The organism is Streptomyces sp. NPDC001717 (assembly GCF_042892775.1).
Classification (GTDB): Bacteria; Actinomycetota; Actinomycetes; order Streptomycetales; family Streptomycetaceae; genus Streptomyces.
On record NZ_JBIAUK010000044.1, the window covers coordinates 1 to 26,753 of the forward strand.

General features: G+C 72.6%; 7 protein-coding genes and 2 pseudogenes. 7 read left to right on the forward strand and 2 right to left on the reverse strand.

The features are described from left to right. From ACFYZL_RS37575 to ACFYZL_RS37585, 3 genes and pseudogenes are all read left to right on the forward strand, one after another. On the forward strand, nt 1–1,059 hold a 1,059-nt coding region (locus ACFYZL_RS37575; protein WP_388685374.1), incomplete at its 5' end, for a KR domain-containing protein. Nucleotides 1,060–1,093: 34 nt separating this feature from the next. Next, a pseudogene (locus ACFYZL_RS37580) lies at nt 1,094–12,643 on the forward strand (SDR family NAD(P)-dependent oxidoreductase); the annotation flags it as partial. Nucleotides 12,644–12,668: 25 nt separating this feature from the next. Further along, nucleotides 12,669–15,914 (forward strand): annotated as a pseudogene (locus ACFYZL_RS37585) (type I polyketide synthase); the annotation flags it as partial. Between the two features lie 77 nt (nt 15,915–15,991). On the opposite strand, the gene ACFYZL_RS37590 reads toward ACFYZL_RS37585, so the two are convergent. Further along, nucleotides 15,992–17,173 (reverse strand): cytochrome P450, encoded by a 1,182-nt coding sequence (locus ACFYZL_RS37590; RefSeq protein ID WP_388685377.1) that lies wholly within the window; start codon nt 17,171–17,173, stop codon nt 15,992–15,994. A gap of 687 nt (nt 17,174–17,860) precedes the next feature. On the opposite strand from ACFYZL_RS37590, the gene ACFYZL_RS37595 reads away from it, so the two are divergent. Further along, entirely contained in the window at nt 17,861–19,984 is a 2,124-nt protein-coding gene (locus ACFYZL_RS37595; RefSeq protein WP_388685380.1) for a SpoIIE family protein phosphatase, read from the forward strand. Nucleotides 19,985–20,377: 393 nt separating this feature from the next. Here the strand turns inward: ACFYZL_RS37595 and ACFYZL_RS37600 are convergent, their stop codons facing one another. Beyond that, nucleotides 20,378–20,848: a hypothetical protein gene (locus ACFYZL_RS37600; RefSeq protein WP_384750775.1), complete on the reverse strand. Its 471-nt coding sequence runs from the start codon at nt 20,846–20,848 to the stop codon at nt 20,378–20,380. A 538-nt stretch (nt 20,849–21,386) separates the two neighbouring features. Here ACFYZL_RS37600 and ACFYZL_RS37605 point away from each other — a divergent pair. The 3 genes from ACFYZL_RS37605 (at nt 21,387) to ACFYZL_RS37615 (ending at nt 26,710) form a co-directional block, all read left to right on the forward strand. Next, a complete protein-coding gene (locus ACFYZL_RS37605) occupies nt 21,387–22,322 on the forward strand; it encodes a terpene synthase family protein (protein WP_384750778.1) in 936 nt (311 codons plus the stop codon). 14 nt (nt 22,323–22,336) lie between these two features. Further along, complete coding sequence (locus ACFYZL_RS37610) at nt 22,337–23,740, forward strand: cytochrome P450 (RefSeq protein ID WP_388685383.1); 1,404 nt, start codon at nt 22,337–22,339, stop codon at nt 23,738–23,740. Between the two features lie 69 nt (nt 23,741–23,809). Then, the gene (locus tag ACFYZL_RS37615; RefSeq protein ID WP_388685386.1) at nt 23,810–26,710 is read left to right on the forward strand and encodes an ATP-binding protein; all 2,901 of its coding nucleotides are present in this window, start codon (nt 23,810–23,812) and stop codon (nt 26,708–26,710) included. Nucleotides 26,711–26,753: the final 43 nt, after the last annotated feature.

A 26,753-nucleotide genomic window follows, 5' to 3' on the forward strand; every position in this document is an offset into this window, starting at 1 on the left:
GAGCCGGACCTCACCGGGGTGCTGCGGCCGAAGGCGGAGGCGGCCCGGCTGCTGCACGAGCTGACCCAGGACCTGGACCTGGACGCCTTCGTCCTGTTCTCCTCCGTGGCGGGCATCACGGGCAATCCGGGGCAGGCCAACTATGCCGCCGCCAACACCTACCTGGACGCCCTCGCCCAGCACCGGCACGCCCTCGGCCTGCCCGCCACCTCCCTCGCCTGGGGCCTGTGGGACACCGGCACCGACACCGGCATGGGCGGCCACTTGTCCACCGCCGACCTCGCCCGCATCGCCCGCACCGGCATCGCCCCGCTCACCACCACCGAAGGACTCCGCCTCTTCGACGCGGCCCTGGCCGGTGGCCTGCCGGTCGTCGTACCGGCCCGCGTGGACACGGCGTCACTGCGCCGGGCCGCCGATCCGGCGCGGATACCGGCCCTGCTGCGAGATCTGGCCCCCCGGCCCGAGCCGCGGCCGGCCGCGCCCCGCACCGCGGGCGGGGCCACCCCGTCCGGGGTGGCGGACGTGACCCCGCCGTGGGTGCGCACCCTCGCCGCGGCGAACGCCGCCGACCGGGCCCGGATCGCCCTCGACCTCGTACGGGCGACCGTCGCCGACGTGCTCGGCATCCCGCCGAACCGCCCGGTTCCCGTCGATCGCGGCCTGCTCGACCTGGGCTTCGACTCCCTGACCGCGGTCGAACTCCGCAACCGGATAGGAGCCGAGACGGGGCTGCGCCTGCCCACGACCCTGCTCTTCGACCAGCCGACGGTGAGCGCGCTCGCTCCGCACCTGCTGCACGAGCTCGCGCCCCGCCTTCCGGGAGGCGCGGCGACGGCCCTGGCCCGCATCGACGAGCTGGAGGCCGCCTTCGACCAGGGCGACCTCAGCCCCGAGGCTCACGAACGCATCGCCGACCGGCTGGCGGCCGTCCTGGCCCGGCTGCGACCCGGCGGCGCCGCCGCGGCCGACGGGGACACGACCACCACCGCACTTCTCGACCAGGTCTCCGACGACGAGCTCTTCGAGCTCATCGACGGCAGCCTCGGCTCCGAGTGACCAGCACCAAGAGGAGAGTTGACGTCGAATGACGAACGAGGACAAGCTCCGCGACTACCTCAAGCGCGTGACCGCCGATCTGCTGCAGACGCGGGAACAGCTGAGCCAGGTGGAGGCCGAGCGCCACGAGCCGATCGCCATCGTCGGCATGGCCTGCCGCTATCCGGGGGGCGTCCGCTCCCCGGAGGACCTGTGGCGCATCGTCGCCACCGGGACGGACGCCATCTCGCCCTTCCCCGAGAACCGCGGCTGGGACACGGCCGCCCTGTTCGACCCGGACCCGGAGCGGACCGGAAAGACGTACGCGCGGGAGGGTGGATTCCTGCACGACGCCGACCAGTTCGACCCGGCGTTCTTCGGGATCAGCCCGCGCGAGGCACTCGCCATCGACCCGCAGCAGCGGCTGCTGCTGGAGACCGCGTGGGAGGCATTCGAGCGGGCCGGGATCGACGCCCGCACGCTGCGCGGCTCCCGTACGGGCGTGTTCGCCGGGGTGATGTACGGGGACTACGGCGGCCGCATCCGTAAGGCCCCGGACGGGCTGGAGGGGTACATCGGCACGGGCAGCGCGGGATCGATCGCCTCGGGCCGGCTCTCGTACACCTTCGGCCTGGAGGGCCCCGCCGTCACGGTGGACACGGCGTGCTCGTCCTCGCTCGTCGCCCTCCACCTGGCGGTCCAGGCGCTGCGCAACGGCGAATGCGACCTCGCGCTGGCGGGCGGCGCGACCGTGATCGCCACGCCCGGCCTGTTCGTGGAGTTCAGCCGGCAGCGCGGGCTGTCCGCCGACGGCCGCTGCAAGGCGTTCGCAGCCGCCGCCGATGGCACGGGTTGGGGCGAGGGGGTCGGCCTCCTGCTGGTGGAACGGCTGTCGGACGCCCGGCGCAACGGCCACCAGGTCCTCGCCGTCGTACGGGGCTCGGCCGTCAACCAGGACGGTACGAGTGGCCAGTTGTCCGCGCCGAACGGTCCCTCGCAGCAGCGGGTGATCCGGCAGGCCCTCGCCGACGCCGGTCTGGGTACGGCCGACGTGGACGCGGTCGAGGCCCACGGCACCGGCACCCGGCTCGGCGACCCGATCGAGGCCCAGGCGCTGCTGGCGACGTACGGCCAGGACCGGCCGGAGGACCGGCCCCTGTGGCTGGGGTCGTTGAAGTCGAACATCGGCCACACCCAGGCCGCCGCCGGAGTCGGCGGCATCATCAAGATGGTCGAGGCCATGCGGCACGGCGTGCTTCCGCGCACGCTCCACGTGGACGAGCCCTCCCCGCACGTCGACTGGTCGGCCGGCGCCGTCGAGCTCCTCGCCGACGAGGTGTCCTGGCCCGAGCACGACAGGCCGCGCCGGGCCGCGGTCTCCTCGTTCGGCATCAGCGGTACCAACGCCCACGTCATCCTGGAGCAGCCCGGCGAGGCGGCGGAGCCCGCCGCGGAACCGTCCGGTGGTGCGGCGGCCGCGCCGTGGGTGCTGTCGGGGCACAGCGAGGCCGCGCTCAAGGACCAGGCCGAGCGGCTGCGCACCTACCTGGAGACCCACCCCGAGGCGGAACCCGACGCCGTGGCCCACGTCCTGGCGACCGGCCGGGCCCACCAGGACCACCGCGCGGTCATCACCCACACCGACCGGGAGTCGCTCGGCGAAGCCCTGGAAGCACTGGCTGAGGGCACACCGCATGCGGCCCTGGTCCAGAACGTGGTGGGGCCGCTGGGCAAGACGGTGTTCGTCTTCCCCGGCCAGGGCTCCCAATGGGACGGCATGGCCCGCGAACTCCTCACCACCTCACCCGTCTTCGCCGAACACCTCACCGCCGCCTCCCACGCCATCCAGGAACACACCGGCTGGAACCTCCTCGACATCCTCAACGGCACCACCGACACCCCACCCATCGACCGCGTCGACGTCATCCAACCCGCCCTCTTCGCCGTCATGACCAGCCTCGCCAAACTCTGGCAACACCACGGCATCCACCCCGACGCCGTCATCGGCCACTCCCAAGGAGAAATAGCCGCCGCCTACACCGCAGGCGCCCTCACCCTCCACGACGCCACCAAAATCGTCACCCTCCGCTCCCGAACCATCCGAGAACTCGCCGGCACCGGCGCCATGGCCCACATCCCCCTCCCCGCCCACGACACCACCACCCACCTCACCCCCTACAACGACCTCCACATCGCCGCCCACAACGGCCCCCACTCCACCGTCATCGCCGGCAACCCCCACCAACTCCACCAACTCGTGGAAAAACTCAACGACCAGAACATCCGCGCCCGCACCATCGACGTCGACTACGCCTCCCACACCCCCCACGTCCACACCCTCCACACCCAACTCCTCCACCACCTCGCCGACATCAAACCGGCAACCGGCAACATCGCCTTCCACTCCACCCTCACCGGCACCCCCATCGACACCACCACCCTCAACGCCGAGTACTGGTACCAAAACCTCGCCAACCCCGTCCTCTTCCACCCCACCCTCCACACCCTCATCAACACCGGCCACACCACCTACATCGAAACCAGCCCCCACCCCACCCTCACCACAGCCATCCAAGACACCACCGACCCCCTCGAACTCCCCACCACCCCCCTCATCACCGGCACCCTCCGCCGCGACCACGGCACCCTCACCCAGTTCCACCACAACCTCGCCCACCACCACACCCACGGCACCCCCACCACCTGGCACACCACCCCCACCACACCCCCCACCAACCTCCCCACCTACCCCTTCCAACACCACCGCTACTGGCTCGAGGACGCGGCGACCGGCGGCGACCCCGAGAGCCTGGGCCTGCACACCACCCAGCACCCCCTCCTCACCGCCGTGACCACGCTCGCCGAGGGTGACGCCCTGCTGCTCACCGGACGGGTCTCCGCCCGCGCCCACCCCTGGCTCACGGACCGGACCCTGAACGGCACCGTCCCGTTCGAGCTCGCGCTCCAGGCGGGCCGCGTGCTCGGCGGGCTCGGCGTGGCACGGCTCTCGCTCGGCGAGCCCGTGGCCCTGCCCCCTACGGGCGGAGTCGACGTACAGCTCACGGTGGCCGCTCCCGGCGAGGACGGCGGCCGCGAGTTCGCGCTGCACGTCCGCCCGTATGAGGACGGGGCCGACGACGACTCCCTGCACCGGCCGTGGACCGGCTTGGCCTCCGGCCTGCTCACGGTGCCGGCCCCGGTCCCCGACCCGGCGTCCGAGGACTCCGCCGTCTGGCCGCCGGCCGAGGGCCCGGACGGAGTCCCGCCCCACGCCGAGGTCTCGCTGCCCGAGGACTCGGCGGACGGAGCGGCCCGCTACGGCCTCCACCCTGCCCTGCTCGACACCGCCCTGCGGGCCGCGCTCACCGCCCTCGACGAGGACGTGGTCCCGGCCGACTGGGAGGACGTGGTCCTGCACGCCGTGGGCGCCGGAACCCTGCGGGTCCGGCTCACCGCCCGCGGTGACGCGTACGGGCTGCACGTCACCGATGCCACCGGGGCACCCGTGGCCACGGTCGGGTCCCTCGCCCTGCGTCCCCTCCCCCGGACGGCCGGGGTGCGCCACGACTGGCTGCTGGGCCTCGACTGGCTCCCCGTGGACCCCGCCCCCGCGTCGGCGGCCGGCGCCTTCGGCACCTGGGCGCTGGACGGTCCCGGGATCGCGGGCCTCGACTCCGTGCTGGGCTCGGCGCAGATCGCCCCGTACGACCCCGATTCGCCGGACGGGGCGCCGACCACCATCCTGCTCACCGCGCCCGACGCGGCCGATCTGCTCCCCCGGCTCCAGCGGCTGCTGGCCGCGCCTGCCGCGGCGGAGAGCCGGCTCGTCGTCCTGACCCGGCACGCGGTGGCCACGCGGCCGGAGGACGTGCAGGACCTCGCACCGGCCCCCGTGTGGGGCCTCGTACGGGCGGTGCAGTCGGAGCAGCCCGACCGGATCACCCTGGTGGACGTCGACGGTACGGCCTCCTCGCTCGCCGCCCTGCCCGCCGCCCTCTCGTCCGGTGAGCCCCAACTCGCCCTGCGGGACGGCCGAATACGCGTGCCACGGCTGGAGCGCGGCGTCCCCGGCGAGTTCGGTGACGTGCCCGCGCCGGATCCCGCCGGGTCCGCGGTCATCTCCGGCGACGGCGACCTCGCGCAGGCCGCCGCCCGCCGCTTCGTCGAGGTGCACGGGGTCCGCAGCCTGCTGGTGCTCGGCACGGACACGGCGTGGGCGGCCCAGTACGCGGACCTGGGGGTCGACGTACGCGTCGCCCACGGCACGGCTGCGGACCGGGACGCGCTCGCCGCTGCCCTCACCCTGCTGCCCGCCGGTCAGGCGCCGACCGCGGTCGTCCACGTGGCCGGGCCGGCGGCCGGCACGGTGCTGGCGTCCACCGCTCCGGAGGCCTTCGCCGCCGACCTCGAGGACGGGATCAGTGCGGCCTGGAACCTGCACGAGCTCACCCTGGGCACCGAGTTGAGCTCCTTCACCCTGCTCGCCCCGGACACGTCCGCCGTCCTCGGCGGAACCGGCCTTGCCGCCGGTGCGGCGCTGGGCTCCTACCTGGACGCACTCGCGCATCACCGCCGTACGCTCGGCCTGCCCGGCACCTCGGTCGCCTGGGGGCCCCGAGGGTCCGCGGCGCAGCCCACTGCCTCCCGCGGTCTCACCCCCTTCGGGGCGGGCCAGGTCGGCGACCTGCTGGAGCTGGCGTACGGCGCCGAGCGGTGGGCCGTGCTCGTCGCGGCCCGGCTGAGCCGGGCCGCGCTGGAGGAGCAGGCCCGCGCGGGCCTGCTGCCGCCGGTGCTCGGCTCCCTCGTCCATGTCGTACGCAGCGCTGCCGCGGGTCCCGCGGCGGCGGCCGGCACGCTGGCGTCCACGCTGGCCGGGCTGCCGGAGAGCGAGCGACTGCGCACTCTGCTCGACCTGGTGAAGGGACAGGTGTCCAGTGTGCTGGGGCATGCTCCGCGGGACACCGTGGACGCATCGCGCGCGTTCAAGGACCTCGGCTTCGACTCGCTCACCGCGGTCGAGCTGCGCAACCGCCTGAACGCGGCAACCGGTCTGCGGCTCCCCAGCACCCTCGTCTTCGACCACCCCTCGCCCGGTGCGCTCGCCGCTCACCTGCGGGACGAGCTGCTCGGCGGGGCGGTCGAGGCGGGTGGCGGCTCCCGTGCTCCGCGCGGCGCGTACGACGGTGAGCCGATCGCGATCGTGGCGATGGCCTGCCGTTATCCGGGCGGGGTCCGCTCACCGGAGGACCTGTGGGAGGTGGTCGCCTCCGAGAGCGACGTCATCTCGCCCTTCCCCGTGAACCGCGGCTGGGACCTGGACCGGCTCTTCGACCCCGACCCGGCCCACCCGGGCACCTCCTACGCGCGGGAGGGGGGTTTCCTGCACGACGCCGACCAGTTCGACCCGGCGTTCTTCGGGATCAGCCCGCGCGAGGCCACCAGCATGGACCCGCAGCAGCGGCTGCTGCTGGAGACCGCCTGGGAGGCCTTCGAGCGGGCCGGCATCGATCCCACCTCGCTGCACGGTTCGAAGACCGGGGTGTTCGCGGGAGTCGTCTACACGGACTACGGATCGCGGGTGAAACTGCCCGCCGACATGGAGGGCTACCTGGGCATCGGCAGCGCCGGCTCCATCGCCAGCGGCCGGATCGCCTACACCCTCGGTCTGGAGGGCCCCGCGGTCACGGTGGACACGGCCTGCTCGTCCTCGCTGGTCGCCCTCCACCTGGCCGTGCGGGCACTGCGCAACGGCGAGTGCGACCTGGCCCTGGCGGGCGGTGCGACCATCCTCGCGAACCCGGACATCTTCATCGGCTTCAGCCGGCAGCGCGGTCTGGCCCGGGACGCCCGCTGCAAGGCCTTCGCGGCGGCCGCGGACGGCACGGCCTTCGGCGAGGGGGTCGGTCTGCTGCTGGTCGAGCGGCTCTCGGACGCGCGGCGCAACGGCCACCAGGTCCTCGCCGTCGTACGGGGGACCGCCACGAACCAGGACGGTGCCAGCAACGGCATCACCGCGCCGAACGGTCCCTCGCAGCAGCGGGTGATCCGGCAGGCCCTGGCCGACGCCGGTCTGGGCGCGGCCGATGTGGACGCGGTCGAGGCCCACGGGACGGGGACGACACTGGGCGACCCGATCGAGGCGCAGGCGATCGTCTCGACGTACGGGCAGGACCGGCCGGAGGACCGGCCCCTGTGGCTGGGGTCGTTGAAGTCGAACATAGGCCACACCCAGGCCGCGGCCGGTGTCGGCGGCGTCATCAAGATGGTCGAGGCCATGCGGCACGGCGTGCTTCCGCGCACGCTGCACGTGGACGAGCCGACCCCGCACGTGGACTGGTCGGCCGGCGCGGTCGAACTCCTCACCGAGGCCCGGGAGTGGGTGCCGGACGGGCACCCCCGGCGGGCGGGCGTGTCCGGATTCGGCATGAGCGGTACGAACGCGCACGTGGTGCTGGAGGAGGCTCCGGCGTACGAGCCCGAAGAGGTCGCGGACGCCGGAGAGGTCGAAGGGCCCTCCGTCGGCGTGGCCGCGCCGTGGGTGCTGTCGGGGCACAGCGAGGCCGCGCTCAAGGACCAGGCCGAGCGGCTGCGCACCTACATCGAGGCGGAGACCGACACTCCGCTCGATGCGGTCGCCCATGTCCTGGCGACCGGCCGGGCCCACCAGGACCACCGCGCGGTCATCACCCACACCGACCGTGCGGGGCTGACCGAGGCGCTCGGCGCACTGGTCAGCGGGACGGCTCACGCCGAGGTCGTGCAGAACGTGGTGGGGCCGCTGGGCAAAACGGTGTTCGTCTTCCCCGGCCAGGGCTCCCAATGGGACGGCATGGCCCGCGAACTCCTCACCACCTCACCCGTCTTCGCCGAACACCTCACCGCCGCCTCCCACGCCATCCAGGAACACACCGGCTGGAACCTCCTCGACATCCTCAACGGCACCACCGACACCCCACCCATCGACCGCGTCGACGTCATCCAACCCGCCCTCTTCGCCGTCATGACCAGCCTCGCCAAACTCTGGCAACACCACGGCATCCACCCCGACGCCGTCATCGGCCACTCCCAAGGAGAAATAGCCGCCGCCTACACCGCAGGCGCCCTCACCCTCCACGACGCCACCAAAATCGTCACCCTCCGCTCCCGAACCATCCGAGAACTCGCCGGCACCGGCGCCATGGCCCACATCCCCCTCCCCGCCCACGACACCACCACCCACCTCACCCCCTACAACGACCTCCACATCGCCGCCCACAACGGCCCCCACTCCACCGTCATCGCCGGCAACCCCCACCAACTCCACCAACTCGTGGAAAAACTCAACGACCAGAACATCCGCGCCCGCACCATCGACGTCGACTACGCCTCCCACACCCCCCACGTCCACACCCTCCACACCCAACTCCTCCACCACCTCGCCGACATCAAACCGGCAACCGGCAACATCGCCTTCCACTCCACCCTCACCGGCACCCCCATCGACACCACCACCCTCAACGCCGAGTACTGGTACCAAAACCTCGCCAACCCCGTCCTCTTCCACCCCACCCTCCACACCCACATCAACACCGGCCACACCACCTACATCGAAACCAGCCCCCACCCCACCCTCACCACAGCCATCCAAGACACCACCGACCCCCTCGAACTCCCCACCACCCCCCTCATCACCGGCACCCTCCGCCGCGACCACGGCACCCTCACCCAGTTCCACCACAACCTCGCCCACCACCACACCCACGGCACCCCCACCACCTGGCACACCACCCCCACCACCACACCCCCCACCAACCTCCCCACCTACCCCTTCCAACACCACCGCTACTGGCTCGAAGGTCCCGCGGCCCACAGCGACGCGGGCAGCCTCGGCCTCGACGCCACCGACCACCCGTTCCTCACGGCCGTCACCACGCTCGCCGACGGTGACTCCGTCCTCCTCACCGGGCGGATCTCCGGCGCCGCGCACGCCTGGCTCGCCGATCACGCGGTCAACGGCACCGTGCTGCTGCCCGCCACAGCGCTGCTGGAACTGGCCCTGCAGGCAGGACAGCGGACGGACACCAACCGGGTGGAGGAACTGACCCTGGAGTCACCGCTGTTCGTCCCCGAGCGCGGCGGCATCCGCGTCCAGGTCGCCGTCCAGGCCCCGGACGAGGCGGGGCTGCGCCGGATCTCGGTGCACTCCCGGCCCGAGGCGACCGGGCCCGGGCTCGACGCCGGTGACGAGGCGGGGCCGTGGACCCGGCACGCCTCCGGCACGCTGGCCCCGGCGGCGAACGGGGTTGCCGTACCCGGGGCGGACGAGGTCTGGCCGCCGGCGGGAGCCGAGCCCGTCGACGTGACGGAGCTCTACGAGGACCTGGCGCGCCTCGGTTACGAGTACGGGCCCGCGTTCCAGAACCTCACCGCCGCCTGGCGCGCGGGTGACACCGTGCACGGCGAGGTCTCGCTGGCGCCGGAGCACCACGACGACGCCGCTCGTCTCACCGTGCACCCGGCGCTGCTCGACTCCGCCCTGCACACCATGGCGCTCGGCGATTTCCTCGGCGACGGAGTCCGGCTGCCCTTCTCCTGGAGCGGTGTGTCACTGCACGCCACGGCGGCGACCGCGCTGCGGGTGACGGTCGCACCGGGTTCCGGCGGTGAGGATTCGGTGACCGTCTCGGTCGCCGACCCCGCCGGGGCTCCCGTCCTCACCGTCGAGGCATTGACGCTGCGGCCCGTCGCGGCCGGCCAACTGCCTTCGGCCGCGCGCCCGTCCGGGGTGCGGTCGCTGTACGAGCCGGTGTGGACCGAGCTCCCCGAGACGTCCGAGCCGTCCGCGTCCGGTCTGTCCGCGTCCGGTCTGTCCGTGTCCGCAGAGGTGCCCCCGTACGAGCTGCTCGACGCGACCGGCGCCCACGAGGGGTCCGCCCCCGAGGCGGTGCGCGCGGCCGTGGCGGACGTACTCGGCCGGCTCCAGGGCTGGGTGAGACAGGACTCCGGTACGGGCGCGGACCCGGAGCGCCCGCTCGTGGTGCTCACCCGGCGGGCCGTCGCGGCCGCTCCCGGTGACGCGCCGGATCTGGCGGCGGCGCCGCTGTGGGGGCTGGTCCGGTCGGCAGCCACCGAGAACCCGGGCCGGATCGTCCTGGTCGACATCGACGATCCGGAGGCGTCCTCCGCCTCGCGCCGGGCCCTGGACTCCGCCCTCGCCACCGGTGAGGCCCAGTTCGCCCTGCGGGAGGGCCGGATCCTCGTGCCGCGGCTGGAAGCCGCGCCCGGAGGCGCCCCGCTGGTCCTGCCCGCCGAGGGTCCCTGGCGGCTCGCGACCCCGGGTGGCTCTCCGGACGACCTGTACGCGGCTCCGTACCCGGAGGCCGCCGCGCCGCTGCAGGCAGGCCAGGTACGGATCTCCGTGCGCGCGGCCGGGCTGAACTTCCGGGACGTGCTGACCGCCCTGGGCATGGTGCCTGCCGATGCCTCGCCCCTGGGGACCGAGGCCGCGGGCACGGTGCTGGAGACCGGGCCGGGCGTCGAGGGTCTCGCGGTCGGCGACCGCGTCTTCGGCTTGGTGCCGGGGTCGGTGGGCCCCGTGGCCGTGGCCGACCGGCGGCTGATCGCCCGGATCCCGGATGCCTGGTCCTTCGCCCAGGCGGCCGGCGTTCCGGCGGTGTTCACGACCGCCTACTACGGTCTGGTCGAGCTGGCCGGGCTGAAGTCCGGGGAGCGCCTGCTGGTCCACTCGGCCGCGGGCGGGGTGGGGCTGGCCGCCCTCCAGCTGGCCCGCCACCTGGGGGCCGAGGTCTTCGCCACGGCGAGCACCGCCAAGTGGGGCGCGCTGCGCGAGCTCGGGGTGGACCGGGACCATCTGGCCTCCTCGCGCACCACGGAGTTCGAGCACGCGGTCCTCGCGGCCACCGGGGGTGACGGGGTCGACGTGGTCCTGAACTCCCTGACGGGCGCGTTCGTCGACGCGTCGCTGCGGCTGCTGGGCCCGGGCGGGCGGTTCGTGGAGATGGGCATCGCCGACCTGCGCGACCCGGAGGAGGTCGCCGCGGCCGCACCGGGGGTCGCGTACCGGCCGTTCGAGCTGCTGGACATGGACCCGGACGTGGTGGGCGGCGCCCTGGCCGCCGTACTCGCCCTCTTCGAACAGGGGGTGCTGGATCCGCTGCCGGTCACCACGTGGGACGTCGCCCGCGCACCGGAGGCGTTCCGCTGGTTTTCCCAGGCCCGGCAGGTCGGCAAGGTCGTCCTCACCCTGCCTGCGCCCGCCCGGCCGGGAACGGTGCTGATCACCGGCGGTACGGGCACGCTGGGGTCGGCGCTGGCACGGCACCTGGTGACCGAGCGCGGTGTGCGCCGGCTGCTGCTGACCGGCCGCCGGGGACCGGATGCGCCGGGTGCGCCGGAGCTGGCCGCCGAGCTGACCGCGCTGGGGGCGGACGTACGGATCGCCGCGTGCGACACCGCCGACCGGGAGGCCCTCGCCGCCCTGCTCGGATCGGTGGACCCCGCGCATCCGCTCACGGACGTCATCCATGCGGCGGGCGTGCTGGACGACGGCGTGATCGCCTCGCTGACGCCGGAGAAGACCCGGGCCGCACTGCGGCCCAAGGTGGACGCGGCCTGGCACCTGCACGAGCTGACACGGGAGTCGGACCTGTCGTCGTTCGTCCTGTTCTCCTCCGCGTCCGGTCTGCTCGGCGGCGCCGGTCAGGCCAACTACGCGGCGGCGAACGTCTTCCTGGACGCGCTGGCCCTGCACCGGCGCCGGCTCGGCCTCCCGGCGGTCTCCCTGGCCTGGGGCATGTGGGAGGACGCCAGTGGGATGACCGGGCATCTGGACGACGCGGACCGGGCCCGGATCGGCCGGGGCGGGCTGGTCCCGATGTCCGTCCCCGAGGGCATGGCGCTGTACGACGCGGCGCTGGCGGCCGGAGCGCCGCTGCTGGCACCGGCGCCGCTGGACCTCGCCGGGCTGCGGGCCCAGGCGGGCCCGGAGGGGCTGCCCGCGGTCCTGCGCGCGCTGGTGCGGGGGCCGGTCGTACGGCGGGCCGCGCAGGCCGCGCGCGCGTCGGCGCAGGGCCTCGCGGACCGGCTGGCGGCCCTGCCCGGGCCGGAGCGGGAGCGGGTCCTGCTCACGCTCGTGCGCGACCAGGTCGCGGCGGTCCTCGGGCATGCCGCGGCCGACGGGATCGCGGCGGACCGCGCGTTCAAGGAGATCGGCTTCGACTCCCTGACGTCGGTGGAGCTGCGCAACCGGATCGCGGCGGCGACCGGGCTGCGGCTGCCGACGACGCTGGTGTTCGACTTCCCGACGCCGCAGGCGCTGGCCGGGAAGCTCCTGGGGCTGCTGGCCCCGGCGGACGCGGCCGCCGACCTGGACCGGCTGCTGGCCTCGGTGACCGTCGACAGCCCGGACTTCCCGGCGCTGCGGGACCGGCTGCGGGCGGCCCTGTGGCTGTGGGAGGAGCAGGCGGGCCCGGTGGACGGCCCGGACGGGAGCGACGGCCCCGGTGATCTGGCCACGGCCACCGACGAGGAGCTGTTCCGGGCCCTCGACGGAGAACTGGACGCGGATCCGGACGCGGAACTGGACGGAGAGCTCGATGCCTCCTGAACCGAACGGAAAGAGTGGGACAGCGATGAGCAACGAGGAAAGGCTCCGCGACTACCTCAAGCGGGCGACCGCCGACCTCAAGCAGGCCAAGCGCCGGATCCGGGAGCTGGAGGACAGGAACCACGAGCCGATCGCGATCGTGGCGATGGGCTGCCGCTTCCCGGGCGGCGTCGACTCACCGGAAGCCCTCTGGCAGTTGGTCGCGGAGGAGCGCGACGCGGTGTCCGGCCTGCCGGTGGATCGGGGCTGGGACGTTGACGGGCTGTACGACCCCGACCCCGACCGGCCGGGCACCACGTACGCGCGGGAGGGCGGCTTCCTGCACGACGCGGGCCGGTTCGACGCGGCGTTCTTCGGGATGGGGCCGCGCGAGGCGATCGCCACGGACCCGCAGCAGCGGCTCCTGCTGGAGGTGGCGTGGGAGACCTTCGAACGCGCCGGGATCGCCCCCGGTTCGCTGCGCGGCAGCCGCACGGGCGTGTTCGCGGGGGTCGTCTCCCAGGCGTACGTACCGCCGCCCGCCGAGGTGCCCGACGGGTACGAGGGGCACCTGATGACCGGCAACGCGACCAGCGTCGCCTCTGGGCGGATCTCCTACCAGCTGGGCCTGGAGGGGCCGGCCGTCACGCTCGACACGGCGTGCTCCTCCTCGCTGGTGGCCATGCACATGGCCGCGCAGTCGCTGCGCAGCGGGGAATGCGATCTCGCCCTGGCGGGCGGCGCGACGGTGATGGCCACACCGCTGCTGCTCGTGGAGTTCAGCAGGCAGCGCGGGCTGTCACCGGATGCGCGGTGCAAGGCCTTCGCGGCAGCCGCGGACGGGACCGGGTTCGCGGAGGGCGTCGGTCTGCTGCTGCTGGAGCGGCTGTCCGACGCCCGGCGGAGCGGGCGCCGGATCCTGGCCCTGCTGCGCGGCTCGGCCGTGAACCAGGACGGGGCGAGCAACGGTCTGACGGCGCCCAACGGGCCGACGCAGGAGCGGGTGATCGCGCAGGCGCTGGCCTCGGCCCGGCTGGCGCCGCAGCAGGTCGACGTGGTGGAGGCGCACGGTACGGGCACGCGGCTCGGTGATCCGATCGAGGCCCAGGCGCTGCTGGCCGCGTACGGTCAGGGGCGGCCCGCGGGTGAGCCTCTGCTGCTGGGCTCGGTGAAGTCCAACATCGGCCATACGCAGGCGGCCGCGGGGGTGGCGGGCGTCATCAAGATGGTGGAGGCGATGCGGCACGGGCTGCTGCCGCGCACGCTGCACGTGGACGAGCCGACTCCGCACGTCGACTGGTCGGCGGGGGCTGTGGAGCTGCTGACGGAGTCGGTGCCGTGGCCGGACCGGAAGCGGGCGCGGCGGGCGGGGGTGTCGTCGTTCGGGATCAGCGGGACCAATGCCCACGTCATCCTGGAGCAGGCGCCGGGGCCCGCCGTCTCCGGGGCCGCGTCGCGGGGCCCGGCAGCAGCGTCCCCACGGTCGGCACCGGACGGGGCTGCCGCGCCGCCCGCGCCGTGGCCGCTGTCGGCCCGTACGGAGGGGGCCCTGAGGGCCCAGGCCGGCCGGCTGCTCGCCCGGCTGGAGTCCGCCGGGGCGGACTGGACGGACGCGGAGGTCGGCCGGACCCTCTCCCTCGGGCGCAGCCACCTGCGGTACCGGGCGGCCGTGCTGCCGGGTGGACGTGAGGCGTCGGCGGCCGCGCTGGCGGCCCTGGCGGCGGGCGGCCCCGCGGGGGGCGTCGTGCGGGGCACGGCCGGCGAGCGTCCGGCGACGGCGTTCCTGTTCACCGGGCAGGGCAGCCACCGGGTCGGCATGGGCCGGGAGCTGTACGAGGCCCGGCCCGGGTTCAGGACGGCGCTGGAGGAGGTGTGCGCGGCGTTCGACACCCCGTTGGGCCGTCCGCTGCTGCCTGTGCTGCTCGCGGCCGAGGGCAGTGCGCAAGCCGCGCTGCTGGAGCGTACGGAGTTCGCGCAGCCCGCGCTGTTCGCTCTGGAGCTGGCGCTCTTCCGCGAACTGGGGCGGCTGCTTCCGGAGCCGGAGTGGGTGGCCGGGCATTCGATCGGCGGGCTGACGGCGGCCGCGGCGGCCGGGGCCCTGTCCCTGGAGGACGCGAGCACGCTGGTCGCGGCGCGGGGCCGACTGATGCAGGAGCAGCCGGCGGGCGGCGCGATGCTGGCCTGCGAGGCCTCGGAGCAGGAGGTGCTGGCGCTGCTCGGCGAGTACGGGGGCCGGGTCTCGCTGGCCGCCGTCAACGGCCCCTCGTCGGTGGTGGTTTCCGGTGACGAGGACGCCGTGGCGGAGATCGCGGCCGCGTTCACCGCATGGCGGCGGCGGACCAGCCGGCTCCGGGTGAGTCACGCGTTCCACTCGCACCACATGGACGGCGCCCTCGAACCGCTGCGCCGGGTGGTGGCCGGCCTGCACTTCCGGACCCCGTCGCTGCGGATCGTCTCCGACCTGACGGGCCTGCCCGTCGACGGGGAGGAACTGCGCCGACCGGACTACTGGGTCCGCCAGCTCCGTTCGACCGTGCGCTTCGGCGAGGTCGTCTCGACGCTGCACTCGGCGGGGGTCACGGCCTTCGTGGAGGTCGGGCCCGATGCCGTGCTGGCCCCGCTGGTCTCGTCGGCGCGGTCCACGGGCTCCGGCGAGCCGGCGGTGGTGCCGGTGGTGGTGCCGACGCTGGTGCGCGAGCGGCCCGAGGAGGTCTCGCTGGCCGGAGCGCTGGCCCGGTTGCACGTGGCGGGCCAGACGGTGGACTGGAGGGAGTGGTACGGCGGCCCCGAGGCGGCGGGGGCGGACCTGCCGACCTACCCGTTCGAGGAGACCCACTACTGGTGGCCCGCCCGTGCGGCGGCCCGCCCGCGCCCGCTGGCGAGCGTGCCGGACCTCGCCGGGCCCGGCCCGGCCGGCGGCGCGGTGGAGACGCGAGGGCACGGGAGTGGGTACGGGCCCGCGCACGAGCCCGTGGAGGATGACGCGCGGGGGCCCGTGGAGGATGACGCGCGGGGGCCCGTGGAGGATGACGCGCGGGATCCCGCCGGGGTGGACCCGTACCTGGAACTCGTCCGGGTCCACGCGGCCGACGTGCTCGGCCACGCCTCGCCCGAGCTGATCGACGCCGAGGACAACTTCCTCGACATCGGCTTCTCCTCCTTCACCGCGCTGGAGGTGCGCAACCGGCTGTGCGAGGCGACGGGGCTGATCCTGCCGCCCGTACTGCTCTACGACTACCCGACCCCGGCGGCCGTGGCCCGCTTCCTGGAGGAGCAGGCCCCGGCAGCCTGACGCGGGGTGCGGAACGGAAGCGAGGCGGTGGGCACCGGGGACGCCACCCGGTGCCCACCGCCTTCGTGCCCGGCGCGCTACCAGCGCACGGGCAGCCGCAGGATGCCCTGGACCGATCCTCCGGGCTTGGTTCCCAGTTGCGAGACGGGCTCGGCGAGGCTCAGCTCCGGCAGGCGTACGGCCAGTTCGTACAGGGCGATCTCCAGTTCGGCGCGGGCCAGGTTCTGGCCGATGCACTGGTGGACGCCGTAGCCGAAGGCCAGGTGGTGCCGGGTGCCGCGCTCGAGGTCGAGGACGTCGGGATCGGGGAAGGCCTCCGGCGAACGGTTGGCCGCGGCGTTCGGCAGGTAGACGGCGTCGCCCTCCCGGATCAGCCGGCCGCCGATCTCGATGTCGGCGGCCGCCACCCGCTGGAGTTCGTCCGCGACGGAGAGGAACCGCAGGAGTTCTTCGACCGCGCCGGCCGCGAGTCCCTCGTCGGACCGCAGCCGGGCGAGCCGGCCGGGGTGCTCCAGGAGCGTGAGAATGCTCAGCCCGATCATGTTCGCGGTCGTCTCGTGGCCGGCGACCAGCAGGAACATCGCGATGGAGGCGACCTCCTCCCGGGTGAGTTCGCCCCTGCCCAGGCGCTCCGTGATGAGCTCGTCGAGCAGCCCTTCGCCGGGCTCGCCCAGTTTCGTCTCGATCAGCTCCTCGAAGTACAGGATCAGCGCGGCGCTCGCGGCCGCCGCCTCCTGCGCCGTACTGGTGGCCATCAGCATCCGGCGGGTCTGCTCCTCGAAGAACTCGTGGTCCCCGTAGGGCACTCCCAGCAGTTCGCAGATGACGGTGGACGGCACGGGCAGCGCGAACTCGGGCACCAGATCGGCCGCCCGCCGCCCGTCGGCAGTGAGGGCCTCGATCCGCTCCACGACGATCCGGCGGATCGCCGGCCGCAGCGAGTTGACCCGCTTCACGGTGAAGCTGGGTATGAGCATGCGGCGCTGCACGTCGTGCTCGGGCGGGTCCATCCCGACGAGCGCGACGAGCTTCGCGGCGGCCATCCTGGGCACCAGCACCGGGAAGTCCGGCCGGGAGCGGTCGGAGGAGAGCCTCGGATCGACCAGGAGCCGACGGGTCTCGTCGTAGCCGGTGACGGCCCAGGCCGTACGGCCGTCATAGAGCCGCACCTGCGCCAGCGGCCCTTCCTTCCTCAACTCCTCGTAGCCTGCAGGCGGGTGGTACGGGCACTGGCGCGACATGGGGAACTCGGGCAGCATGCGGCCTCCTGGCCGGGAGGGGAGGGCGAACGTTCGTCCGCGACGACGCGGCATCCTCCGATCCCCCGCTAAAGCGCACCTGAAGACCCCCCGCGGCCCGACCTGCCGGTCCCCGCCGTCACCCATGGCCGATGTCCAACGGGCCGTGTCCGAAGGGCGGATGCGTCGCCGGCCGGTCACCGGGCACCGAGGCCGGGCCGGGCGTTCGGCTTCGCGGATGACCTGGCCGAAGAGGAAGAACCGGAAGAAGTTGGCCATCGGGTTGCCCTCGGTCCACTCGAAGCAGATGTGGGAACGTTGGCCGGGCCCGGCGCCGATCTGACGCCGCCCGCGAGCGGTCCCTGTCAAAACGCGTGGATGTCACCGCAGACCTCGGCCGGCGTCCGGAGTACAGGGGCATCTCGGTCCATGGACCGGGGCATCACTGCTGCCGGGGTGCAAAAAGCACCCGTACGACACCCCGACCTACAGGTGGAGATCGACGGCATCCGCGACTGACCGCGCCGACCCCGGGCGCGGAGATTGCATGCAGACCACGCCCTGTCTCACGGCGGTCACTCCCGCGTGTTGACAGATGCTGCCACTCGGAAGGGGAGGGAGGAGGATGAGAGGGAATCGACGGACGGGCAGGGCCGCGCGGATCATCGGGTCCGTGGCCCGCCGGCGGTGGTCGAAGGAGGTCCGGTCATGGTCACGTCCGAGACATCGCGGGCCGAGCCCAGCCCGGTGGGAGTCGCTCCCTCCGAAGCAGGCGGTCTGCTGGACGTGCTGAGCGTGGCAGCAGTGGTCCTGGACACCGATGGGCGGATCACGCTATGGAGCCCCCAGGCGGAAGAGCTGTTCGGCTGGTCGGCCAACGAGGCACTGGGCAACTACGCGGCCGGACTTCTGGTCGCCGATGAGTACGTCGACCTGATCCTCGAGCTCTTCGGCAAGGTCATGGCTGGAGAGGGCACCTGGGCGGGCGTCTTTCCCGTACGGCACAAGGACGGGTCCACGAGACTGGTGGAGTTCCGCAACATGCGGCTGCAGGACGAACACGGCGACGTGTACGCCCTGGGCATCGCATGCGACGAGGCCGTCCTGCGAGGCGTGGAGCGCGACCTGGCGCTGTCGGTGCCGCTGGTGGCGCAGTCCCCGCTCGGACTGGCGGTGCTGGACACCGGCCTGCGCTACGTCCTGGTCAATCCGATGCTGGAGCGGATCAACGGCCTGCCCGCCGAGAAGCACCTGGGCCGTACACCCCGTGAGGCGCTGCCGTTCCTCGACACGGACGTGATCGAGGCGTCCATGCGCCAGGTCCTGGACACCGGCGTGCCGCTGCTCGACCAGTACGGCATCGGCCGGACTCCCGCCGATCCGCACCAGGAGCATGCCTGGTCGGGCTCGTACTACCGGCTGGAGGACCCGGGCGGACGGGTGATCGGTGTCGCTCTGGTGGTGGTGGACGTCACTGACAGCTACCGTGCGGCCAAAGAGGCGGCCGAGGCCCGTCGGCACCTGGACCTCATCGCCCGGGCATCGGTGACCGTGGGAACCACGCTGGACCTGGGGCGCACGGCCCGTGAACTCGCCGACCTGGTCGTGGCCGACCTGGCCGACATCGCCTCGGTCGACGTCCTCGACTCCGTCCTCGAAGGCAGCGTGACCTCGGCGCCCGGCCCCCGGGCCGGGCAGGCCCTCTTCATGGCCCTGGCCGTATCGGCATCCTACGAGACGGTCGCCGTCCGCGCCGCAGACCCGGTGGGCGAGCGCGTCACGTATCCGGCCGAGCGCCTGGTCACCCGTTGCGTGGGAACCGGGCGTCCCGTCCTGGTATCGCACATCACCGGTCGGGACCTGGCACAGATCGCGCGCGACCAAGCTGCTGCGGACCTGCTCGCCCGGGAGGGCGCGCACTCCTACCTGGCCGTACCGCTGACCGCCCGTGGGCAGGTCCTCGGCGCCCTCGGCCTGCTGCGCACCCGAAATCCGCTGCCCTTCGACGACGACGACGTCACCCTGGCCGGAGAGCTCGCAACCCGCGCCGCCATCGCCATCGACAACGCCCGCTGGTACCAGCACGCCACCGACACTGCCCTGACCCTGCAACGCCACCTCCTCCCGCACCCCCCGCCCCGGGCCGCCGGCCTCCAGATCGCGTACCGCTACCAGCCCGCTGCGGCGGCGGCCGGGATCGGCGGCGACTGGTTCGACACGATCCCCCAGCCGAGGGACAAGACCGCTCTCGTGGTCGGCGACGTCATGGGACACGGTGTGCACGCCGCCGCCACCATGGGACAACTGCGCACGGCCACCCGCACCCTGGCCGACCTCGGCCTCGAGCCGGCCCGGGTCCTGCGTCACCTCGACCACATCACCGCCGAACTGGAAGGGACCATCGCGACCTGCGTCTACGCCACCTGGGACCCGCACCGCTCCCGCTGCCGTGTCGCCCTCGCCGGCCACCCGCCCCCCGTTGTCATCCGGTCAGGGCAGGCCCCCGAACTGGTCGACCTTCCCGTCGGTGTGCCGCTCGGCACGGGCGGCCTCGGCAAAGCCGTCTTCGAGACTGCCGTCCTCGATCTGATACCCGGCGACCGGTTGGTCCTGTACACCGACGGCCTCGTCGAAACCCGCGACGACGCCCTGGACGACCGCCTGAACCTGCTCCTCAGCCTCCTCAGCAATCCCGGCCTCTCCCCCGAGGCAACCTGCGACCGGCTCCTGGCAGCACTGCGACACCACGACGCGGCCGACGACGTCGCCCTCGTCATAGCCCATGTACAAGCTCACCCCGCACCCACCGACGAGACCCACACATCAAGCTGACCAGCGCGCCGGGCGAGTCTCGCCCCGCGTCAGCCGCCCGCCCGGAGTCGCGGGCCGATGTGTCTGCGATCAGGGCCACCGCCTCGTCGAACTTGCCGACTTCCTCCGGGCTGAGCGTCGGGGTTGCGGCCCGCCGCGTCCTGGCCTCCGCAAGCTGTACCTCGCCGATGTCGCCGAGATGCCGTAGCAGCGAGGAGAGCGGAACTGTTGCGGCAACCCTGCCGCATCGAGGTCGCATCGCGGGGCGTCAACCCGCTCGGGCCACGACCTCGAACTCCAGCGGCAGGCTCCGTTCGGTCTCACGCGTCAAGACCGTACCCATCGGAGCCCTCGGCCTCCCCTCACCGCACGGCCACTCTCGCCTGCCGCACGTCGCCTCTTCCGGCGGTCCCGTCAGGGAGTTGGGGAGTCGGTCGCGCGGGCGATGCCGTCGAGGCGGCCGTCGAACCACGCGTGTCGCGCCGCGTCGGGAGCGGCCGGGGGTGTGCCGGGGTGTTGGTCACGGGTGCGGGGGTTCTCCACGACCGCCCAGCCCTTGCCGCCGTCGAAGGTCGTGAACTCGACCAGGCGGTGGTCGAGGTGGCCAGTGATCATCACTGCCATGAGGGACAGGTACTCTCCCCGAAGGTCGGGGGTGAGCTCGCCCTCCTGCGACCCTCCCAGGAGGACCTGCTGCTCCTCGGCCAGGAGCGTGCACGTGGTCTGGACGGCTCGGACGAGTGCCTCGAACTGCTCTCCGCTCAACCGCGTCCGTAGCAACTCCAGATGGGAGCCGAGGACGTCGGCCTCCTCACCGCCTCCCGACCCGCCGGGATCCACCTGCGCTCCAGGCTCTCCAGGGTCCGGCGGATGAGTCTCGGTCATGCTTCCGCCCTTCCCCCAACGGCTGGTGCCCTGCGCAGTGTAGGCCGAGACCCGCGCTCCGAGGGCGCTCTTCGGCCACTCGGCCGGCCCCCGCCGCCTTCTCTCCGGCGCTGCCGGTCCCAGGCGCCCCGAACGCAATCGACTATGCCAATTGCACATTCAAAACGAATGCGATTTCGGCAATTCCGGGATGGATTACCTGCGTTCACCCTCCCAACGTTGACAGCGTGCTGCGTCTTGAGGGTAAATGAGTTCACAGGTGGCCTGATGTGGTCGCAGGGAGGCTGGATCAGGCCACCCCGTGACCGGTTCGTTCCGCCTGTCACCTGGCGTGGCCGCGGCGATGTCGCAGGAGAGGGGCGTTTGGACCGCGGGTGTACGGCGTGCTCGTGCAGTGAGCGGGTATTGACGAATCCGATTCTTCCGTGGGGGATCAATGGCCCAGCTCGATTCCTTTTCCGTCCCGGATTTCCACCTTCCGTTCGGAAACTCCAAGCATCCCGGGGCCGCCCGGGCGAACGCCGAGGCGACCTCGTGGGTGTTGCAACACGAGCTGGTGACCGCCGCGGCCGAGCAGTTCTCGGGCATCGGCGTGGGCCACCTGGCCGGCCGCGTCAGCGGTGACGTCCCCTACGAGCGGGTCCTCCTGCTCGCCGAGTGGATGGCCTGGTCGTTCGTCCTGGACGACCAGCACGATCACCTCATCAGGACCGGAGAGGTCGCGGCCTGGCGGCCCGTCACCGATGCGATCACCGGCTATCTGCGAACGGGGCGGATCGAGCGGTCGGCAGCGGGCCGAAATCCGTTGGTGACGGGATTCGTGGAGCTGTGCGACCGGATCCTGGCCGGCATGTCCGAGGGGACCGCGGCCCGGTACCGCACCCATGTCCCCCTCATGCTCGACTCCTTGGACCAGGAGGCGGGCAACCGCGCCGCCACGCGACGCCCGGGGGTCCAGGAGTACGTCCTCATGCGCCGCCACAGCTCCCAGATCCTTCCGATGATGGACATGGTGGAAGCCGGGCTCGGGATCGACCTCCCTCAGAACGTCCACGACCTCCCCGAGTTCCAGGCTCTCGCCGCGAGCGTGCTCGACGTCATCTCATGGGGCAACGACGTGTTCTCCCTGCCGAAGGAACACGCTTGCGGGGACACCAACAACCTCGTCTCCCTCATCTCCTTCTGGGAGGGGTGCTCCCTCCCCGACGCCGTCCAGGCGGTCGAAGGGCGCATCCAGGAGCGCATCGAGCAGTATCTGACCCAAGAAGAACGTCTGGTTCAGGCCGTCAACGCGCTCCCCGGGACGGAACCGTCGCTGGTCGACGCGGTCACCCGCTGCGTGCGCAGTTACGAGGACTGGATGATCGGCGCCGATCTGTGGCAGCGTTACGAGTGCACGCGGTACAGCGACGAACGGTTCGCGGCCGGACTGGAGTCTGCGTACACCCGTCCGGATCTTGTCTCCGTGGCGTGACGGAAAGTCAGTTCATGGCATCTGAGGCGCATTCCGGTCCCGAGGTCCATGCTCCGGTCGCCCCAGGACGGTTACCGCTCCTGGGGCACGCGCTGCAACTGTGGCGCCGGCCGATCGCGTTCCTGGAGTCGCTCCGGGAACACGGCGACATCGTACGGCTCGACATCGGCACCTGGCCCGTCCACGTGCTGACGAGCCCGGAGCACGTCCACTCCGTACTGGTCCAACAGGCACAGCAGTTCGGCCGGGGAAGGATCTTCGACAGGCTCCGCCCGGTGTTCGGCAACGGAATCGTGACCACCGACGGCGACTTCCACCGCAAGCAGCGCCGGATGATGCAACCCGCCTTCCACCGCAACCACATCGCCGAGTACACCGAGGTGATGTGCCGGCAGGCGGAGGTGATGTCCGCGTCGTGGACGGCCGGCCGTGAGATCTCCATGGTCACGGAGGCGCGCGGGTACGCGATGTCCTCGGTCGCCGAGATGATCTTCTCGGGGGACCTGAGCCGGCCCGCCGTCGACGAGGTGCACCGCTCTCTGCCCATCGTCCTGCAGGGCATGCTCGTGCGGGCCGTCATGCCCAAGTCGCTCGACCGGCTGCCCATTCCCTACAACCGGCGGTTCGACGGCGCTGCCGCCCGGCTGCGCCGGGTCATCGACGAGGTCATCGAGCAGTACCGGGCCGAGGAGCCGGCCGAGCGGGGCGACCGACACGACCTGCTCTCCTTGCTGCTGGCGGGCGTGGACTCCGAAACGGGCTCGACGATGGCTGCCGAGCAGGTGCGGGACGAGGTCATCGCCATCATGCTCGCCGGCACCGAGACCTCTGCGACCACGCTGTCCTGGATCTTCCACGAGATCGGCCGGCACCCCGAGGTGGAGGCGCGCGTCCACGCCGAAGTCGACTCGGTGGTGGGGTCCCGGCCCGTGCGTCCCGAAGACATACCCGCGCTGACGTACACGCACGACGTCTTCCAGGAAGCCCTGCGCCTGCATTCCCCCCTGCTCTTCACCCGCAGGGCCTTGGCCCCCCTCGCCCTCGGCGGAATCTCGATCCCGGCCGGCGCGGAAGTGGCCTACAGTCCGTACGCGTTGCACCGGGACCCCGTGCTCTTTCCCGACCCCGGCGTCTTCGACCCGGACCGCTGGCAGAAGGGGGCGAAGGAGCGGTCCCGTACTCACAGTTACGTACCGTTCGGGGCCGGCCAGCACAAGTGCATCGGCGATTCCTTCGCCGTGGCGGAGATCCTGACCGCGGTGGCAACCGTCGCCTCGCGATGGCACCTGAAGCCCGCCCAGGGCATCACCGTGCGCGAACTTCCCGCAGGGATCCCGCAGCCCAGCGAACTGCCGATGATTCCCGTGGCGCGGAATATACAACACACTTCTCATACGAGTGAGGAGATGCCGCAATAGTGTGCTGAAACAACATCAACTCCTCCTCCGACCCGTACACTCTGCCGCACGTGCTGGAGGGGGCAAAGGATGTCGCAGGTCACGGAACCGAGAAGCTGGAACACTCAGCCCCTGCTCGAGCGGGAGGCTGAAGTCCTCGCGATCCAACGCGCGGTGGACGTACTCTGCGGCATCTCGGGCAATGGCTCGGCCAACCGCAGCGGGGGTGTCCTGACCTTCGCCGGATCGGCCGGCATAGGCAAGACCACCCTGCTGAACGAGGCCCGCCGCCCCGCCGCCGACCGCTCCTGCACCGTGCTCTTCGCGCGCGGCGGCGAGCAGGAGCGGCAGGTTCCGTTCCACGTGATGCGCCAGCTCATCCAACCGGCCCTCGCCGCCATGAGCGAGGACGAACGGCGCGACGCGCTCGGCAACTGGTACGGCATCATCGCCCCCGCGCTGGGGCTGACCGCCGCCCCGAAGAATCCGACGGCGCCCGACCCGCAGGGCGTGCGCGACGGACTCGACTGGGTGGTCACGCATTTAGCGGTACGCAACGCCCCCGTCGTGCTGATCGTCGACGACGCGCACTGGGCGGACGCGGAGTCCCTGAGCTGGCTCACCTCCTTCGCGGCGCGCGCCGAGGAACTGGCCATGCTGATCATGGTGGCCTGCCGGCCCGACGAGATCCCCGCCGACGCCGCCGCTCTGCGCGCCCTCATGGGACGCCAGGGGACGCGCCCGCACGAGCTGGCTCCCCTGACCACGAGCGCCGTCGCGCGCATCGTGCGCGACGCCCTCGGGGAGAACGCGGACGACGTGTTCTGCCGCGAATGCTGGGCGATCACCGGCGGAAACCCCTTCGAGGTGGTCGAGCTGGTCATGAAGGGCCGCGACCGGGGGTTGCAGCCGTACCAGGACAACATCCCCCAACTGCGCGACCTGGCTTCCGCGGTCAAGGGCAGCGGCCTGATCGACCGGCTCGAACAGCTCGGCCCGTCCACCGTCCGGCTCGCCTGGGCGGCCGCCGTGCTCGGTACGGCGGTCCCCCTCGGCATCGTCGGTGGCGTGGCCGCCCTCGGTGAGGCACAGGCCGCCGAGGCCATCGACCGGCTGCGGGCCGCACGCATCCTGACCGTCCTCACGGGCGTACGGCGCAAGGAGGTCGTGGAGTTCTTCCACCCGCTCATCGCCACCGCCGTGTACCGCTCGATTCCGCCCGGTGTGCGCGTGGCCATGCACGGGATGGCCGCCCAGGCCGTGATCGACGACGGGCAGGGTTCCGCGGCCGCCGCCCGCCATCTGCTGGAGATGCACCCCGAAGGCGACCCGTGGGTCGTACAGCAGCTGCGCCAGGCCGCGCGCGAGAGCTTCTCCGCGGGCGCTCCCGATGCCGCGCGCCGCTACCTGGCGCGTGCCCTGCGTGAGCCCCCGGAGGTGGAGGACCGCGCCGAGGTCCTGTTCGAACTCGGATCCGCCAACCTCCTGCACGAGCCCGCGACGACGATCAACCAGCTCAGGGCCGCGCTGGAGGAGCCCAAGACCGACCAGGCCCTGCGCGAGGCGATCACGTACCGCCTCGCCCAGGCGCTCGGCCACACGGGTCAGCTGGGTCTGGCGGCAGAGCTCCTCGCGGACGAGGCCCGGCGCGCCACGAGCTCCCGTACGCGGCTGCGCATGCAGGCCGAGCAGTTCAAATGGAACGCTGTCCGGTTCGACGAGGAGAACTCGCCCGCCCGCTCCCGGCTCCTCGCCCAGTTCGCCAAGCGGCTCACCGGTCGGGGTCTGGCCGAGCGACACATCCTCGGTCTGCGGGCCTGGGACGCCGCGATGCGCGGCGAGCCCGCCTCCACCGCCCTGGAGTACGCGGAACAGGCGCTCGACGGGGGCATGAGCTGGACCGACCAGGACTTCGGCTTCGAGGTGCCCGCCGTCCTCGCGGTCACGCTCATGTACTGCGACCAGCCCGGCCGCGCCGAGGAGCTCTTCAACACGGCGATCATCGAGTTCGAGGGGAAGGGCTGGCGCGGCGCGCACCTGTCGTTCGTCTACACCCTGCTCGGCTACGTCCGCTACCGCCGCGGTCAGCTCGCCGAGGCCGAGGACTTCGTACGCAACGGCCTGCAGATCGCCGACCGCGTCGGCACCGGTACCCCGGCGCAGTGGTACGCGATCGGCACCCTCATCGAAACCCTGCTCGCCCGGGGGAACACCGCCGAGGCGCAGCGCATCGCCAAGGCATACAAGCTGGCCGACGGCTTCCCCCAGGCCGTGGTCTATCCCGATCCCCAGGCCGTGTGGGGCAAACTGCTCCTGGCCCAGGGCAGGATCGAGGAGGCGGAGCACCATCTCACCGCAGCCGGCCGGCGCCTGGATCTGCGCGGAACGCGCAATCCCTCGTGGAGTCCCTGGCAGTTGGACTTGGCGCTCGCGCAGGCAACGCACGCGCCCGAGCAGGCACGGGCCACGGCGGCCGAAGCGGTCGCACGGGCCCGCGCGTTCGGGACGTCCAGCGTGATCGGTCACGCCCTGCGCGTCGCGGCCGCGACCACGGACCCGTCCCAGGCGGCGGGCCTGCTGCAGGAGGCCGTGGAGCACCTCGAACAGTCACCGGCCGCCTGCGAACTCGCGCACGCGCTCATCGACCACGGGCTGGCCCTGCACGCCATCGGCGACCCGCACCAGGCAGCACAGCAGAACTACCGGGGCATGGAGTTGGCCGCCGACTGCGGCGCCGACGGGCTCGTGAGCAGGGCCAGGAACCAGCTGGCCGCGGCAGGTCTTCGGCCTCGCCGTCTGCACACCTCCGAGCAGGACACCCTGACCGTGGCCGAGCTCACGGCGGCCCGCCACGCCTCGGCGGGGATGGACAACAGGGCGATCGCCGCGGCGATGCACACCCACGCCCAAACGGTGTCCGAGCTGTTGTCCGCGGTCTTCACGAAACTGGGCACCGACCGGCTCGGACTGCACCGGGCGCTCGGAGACTGATCTCACGGTCGGTCCGGCGGGGAGTCCGGGCCGGAGTCGGTGC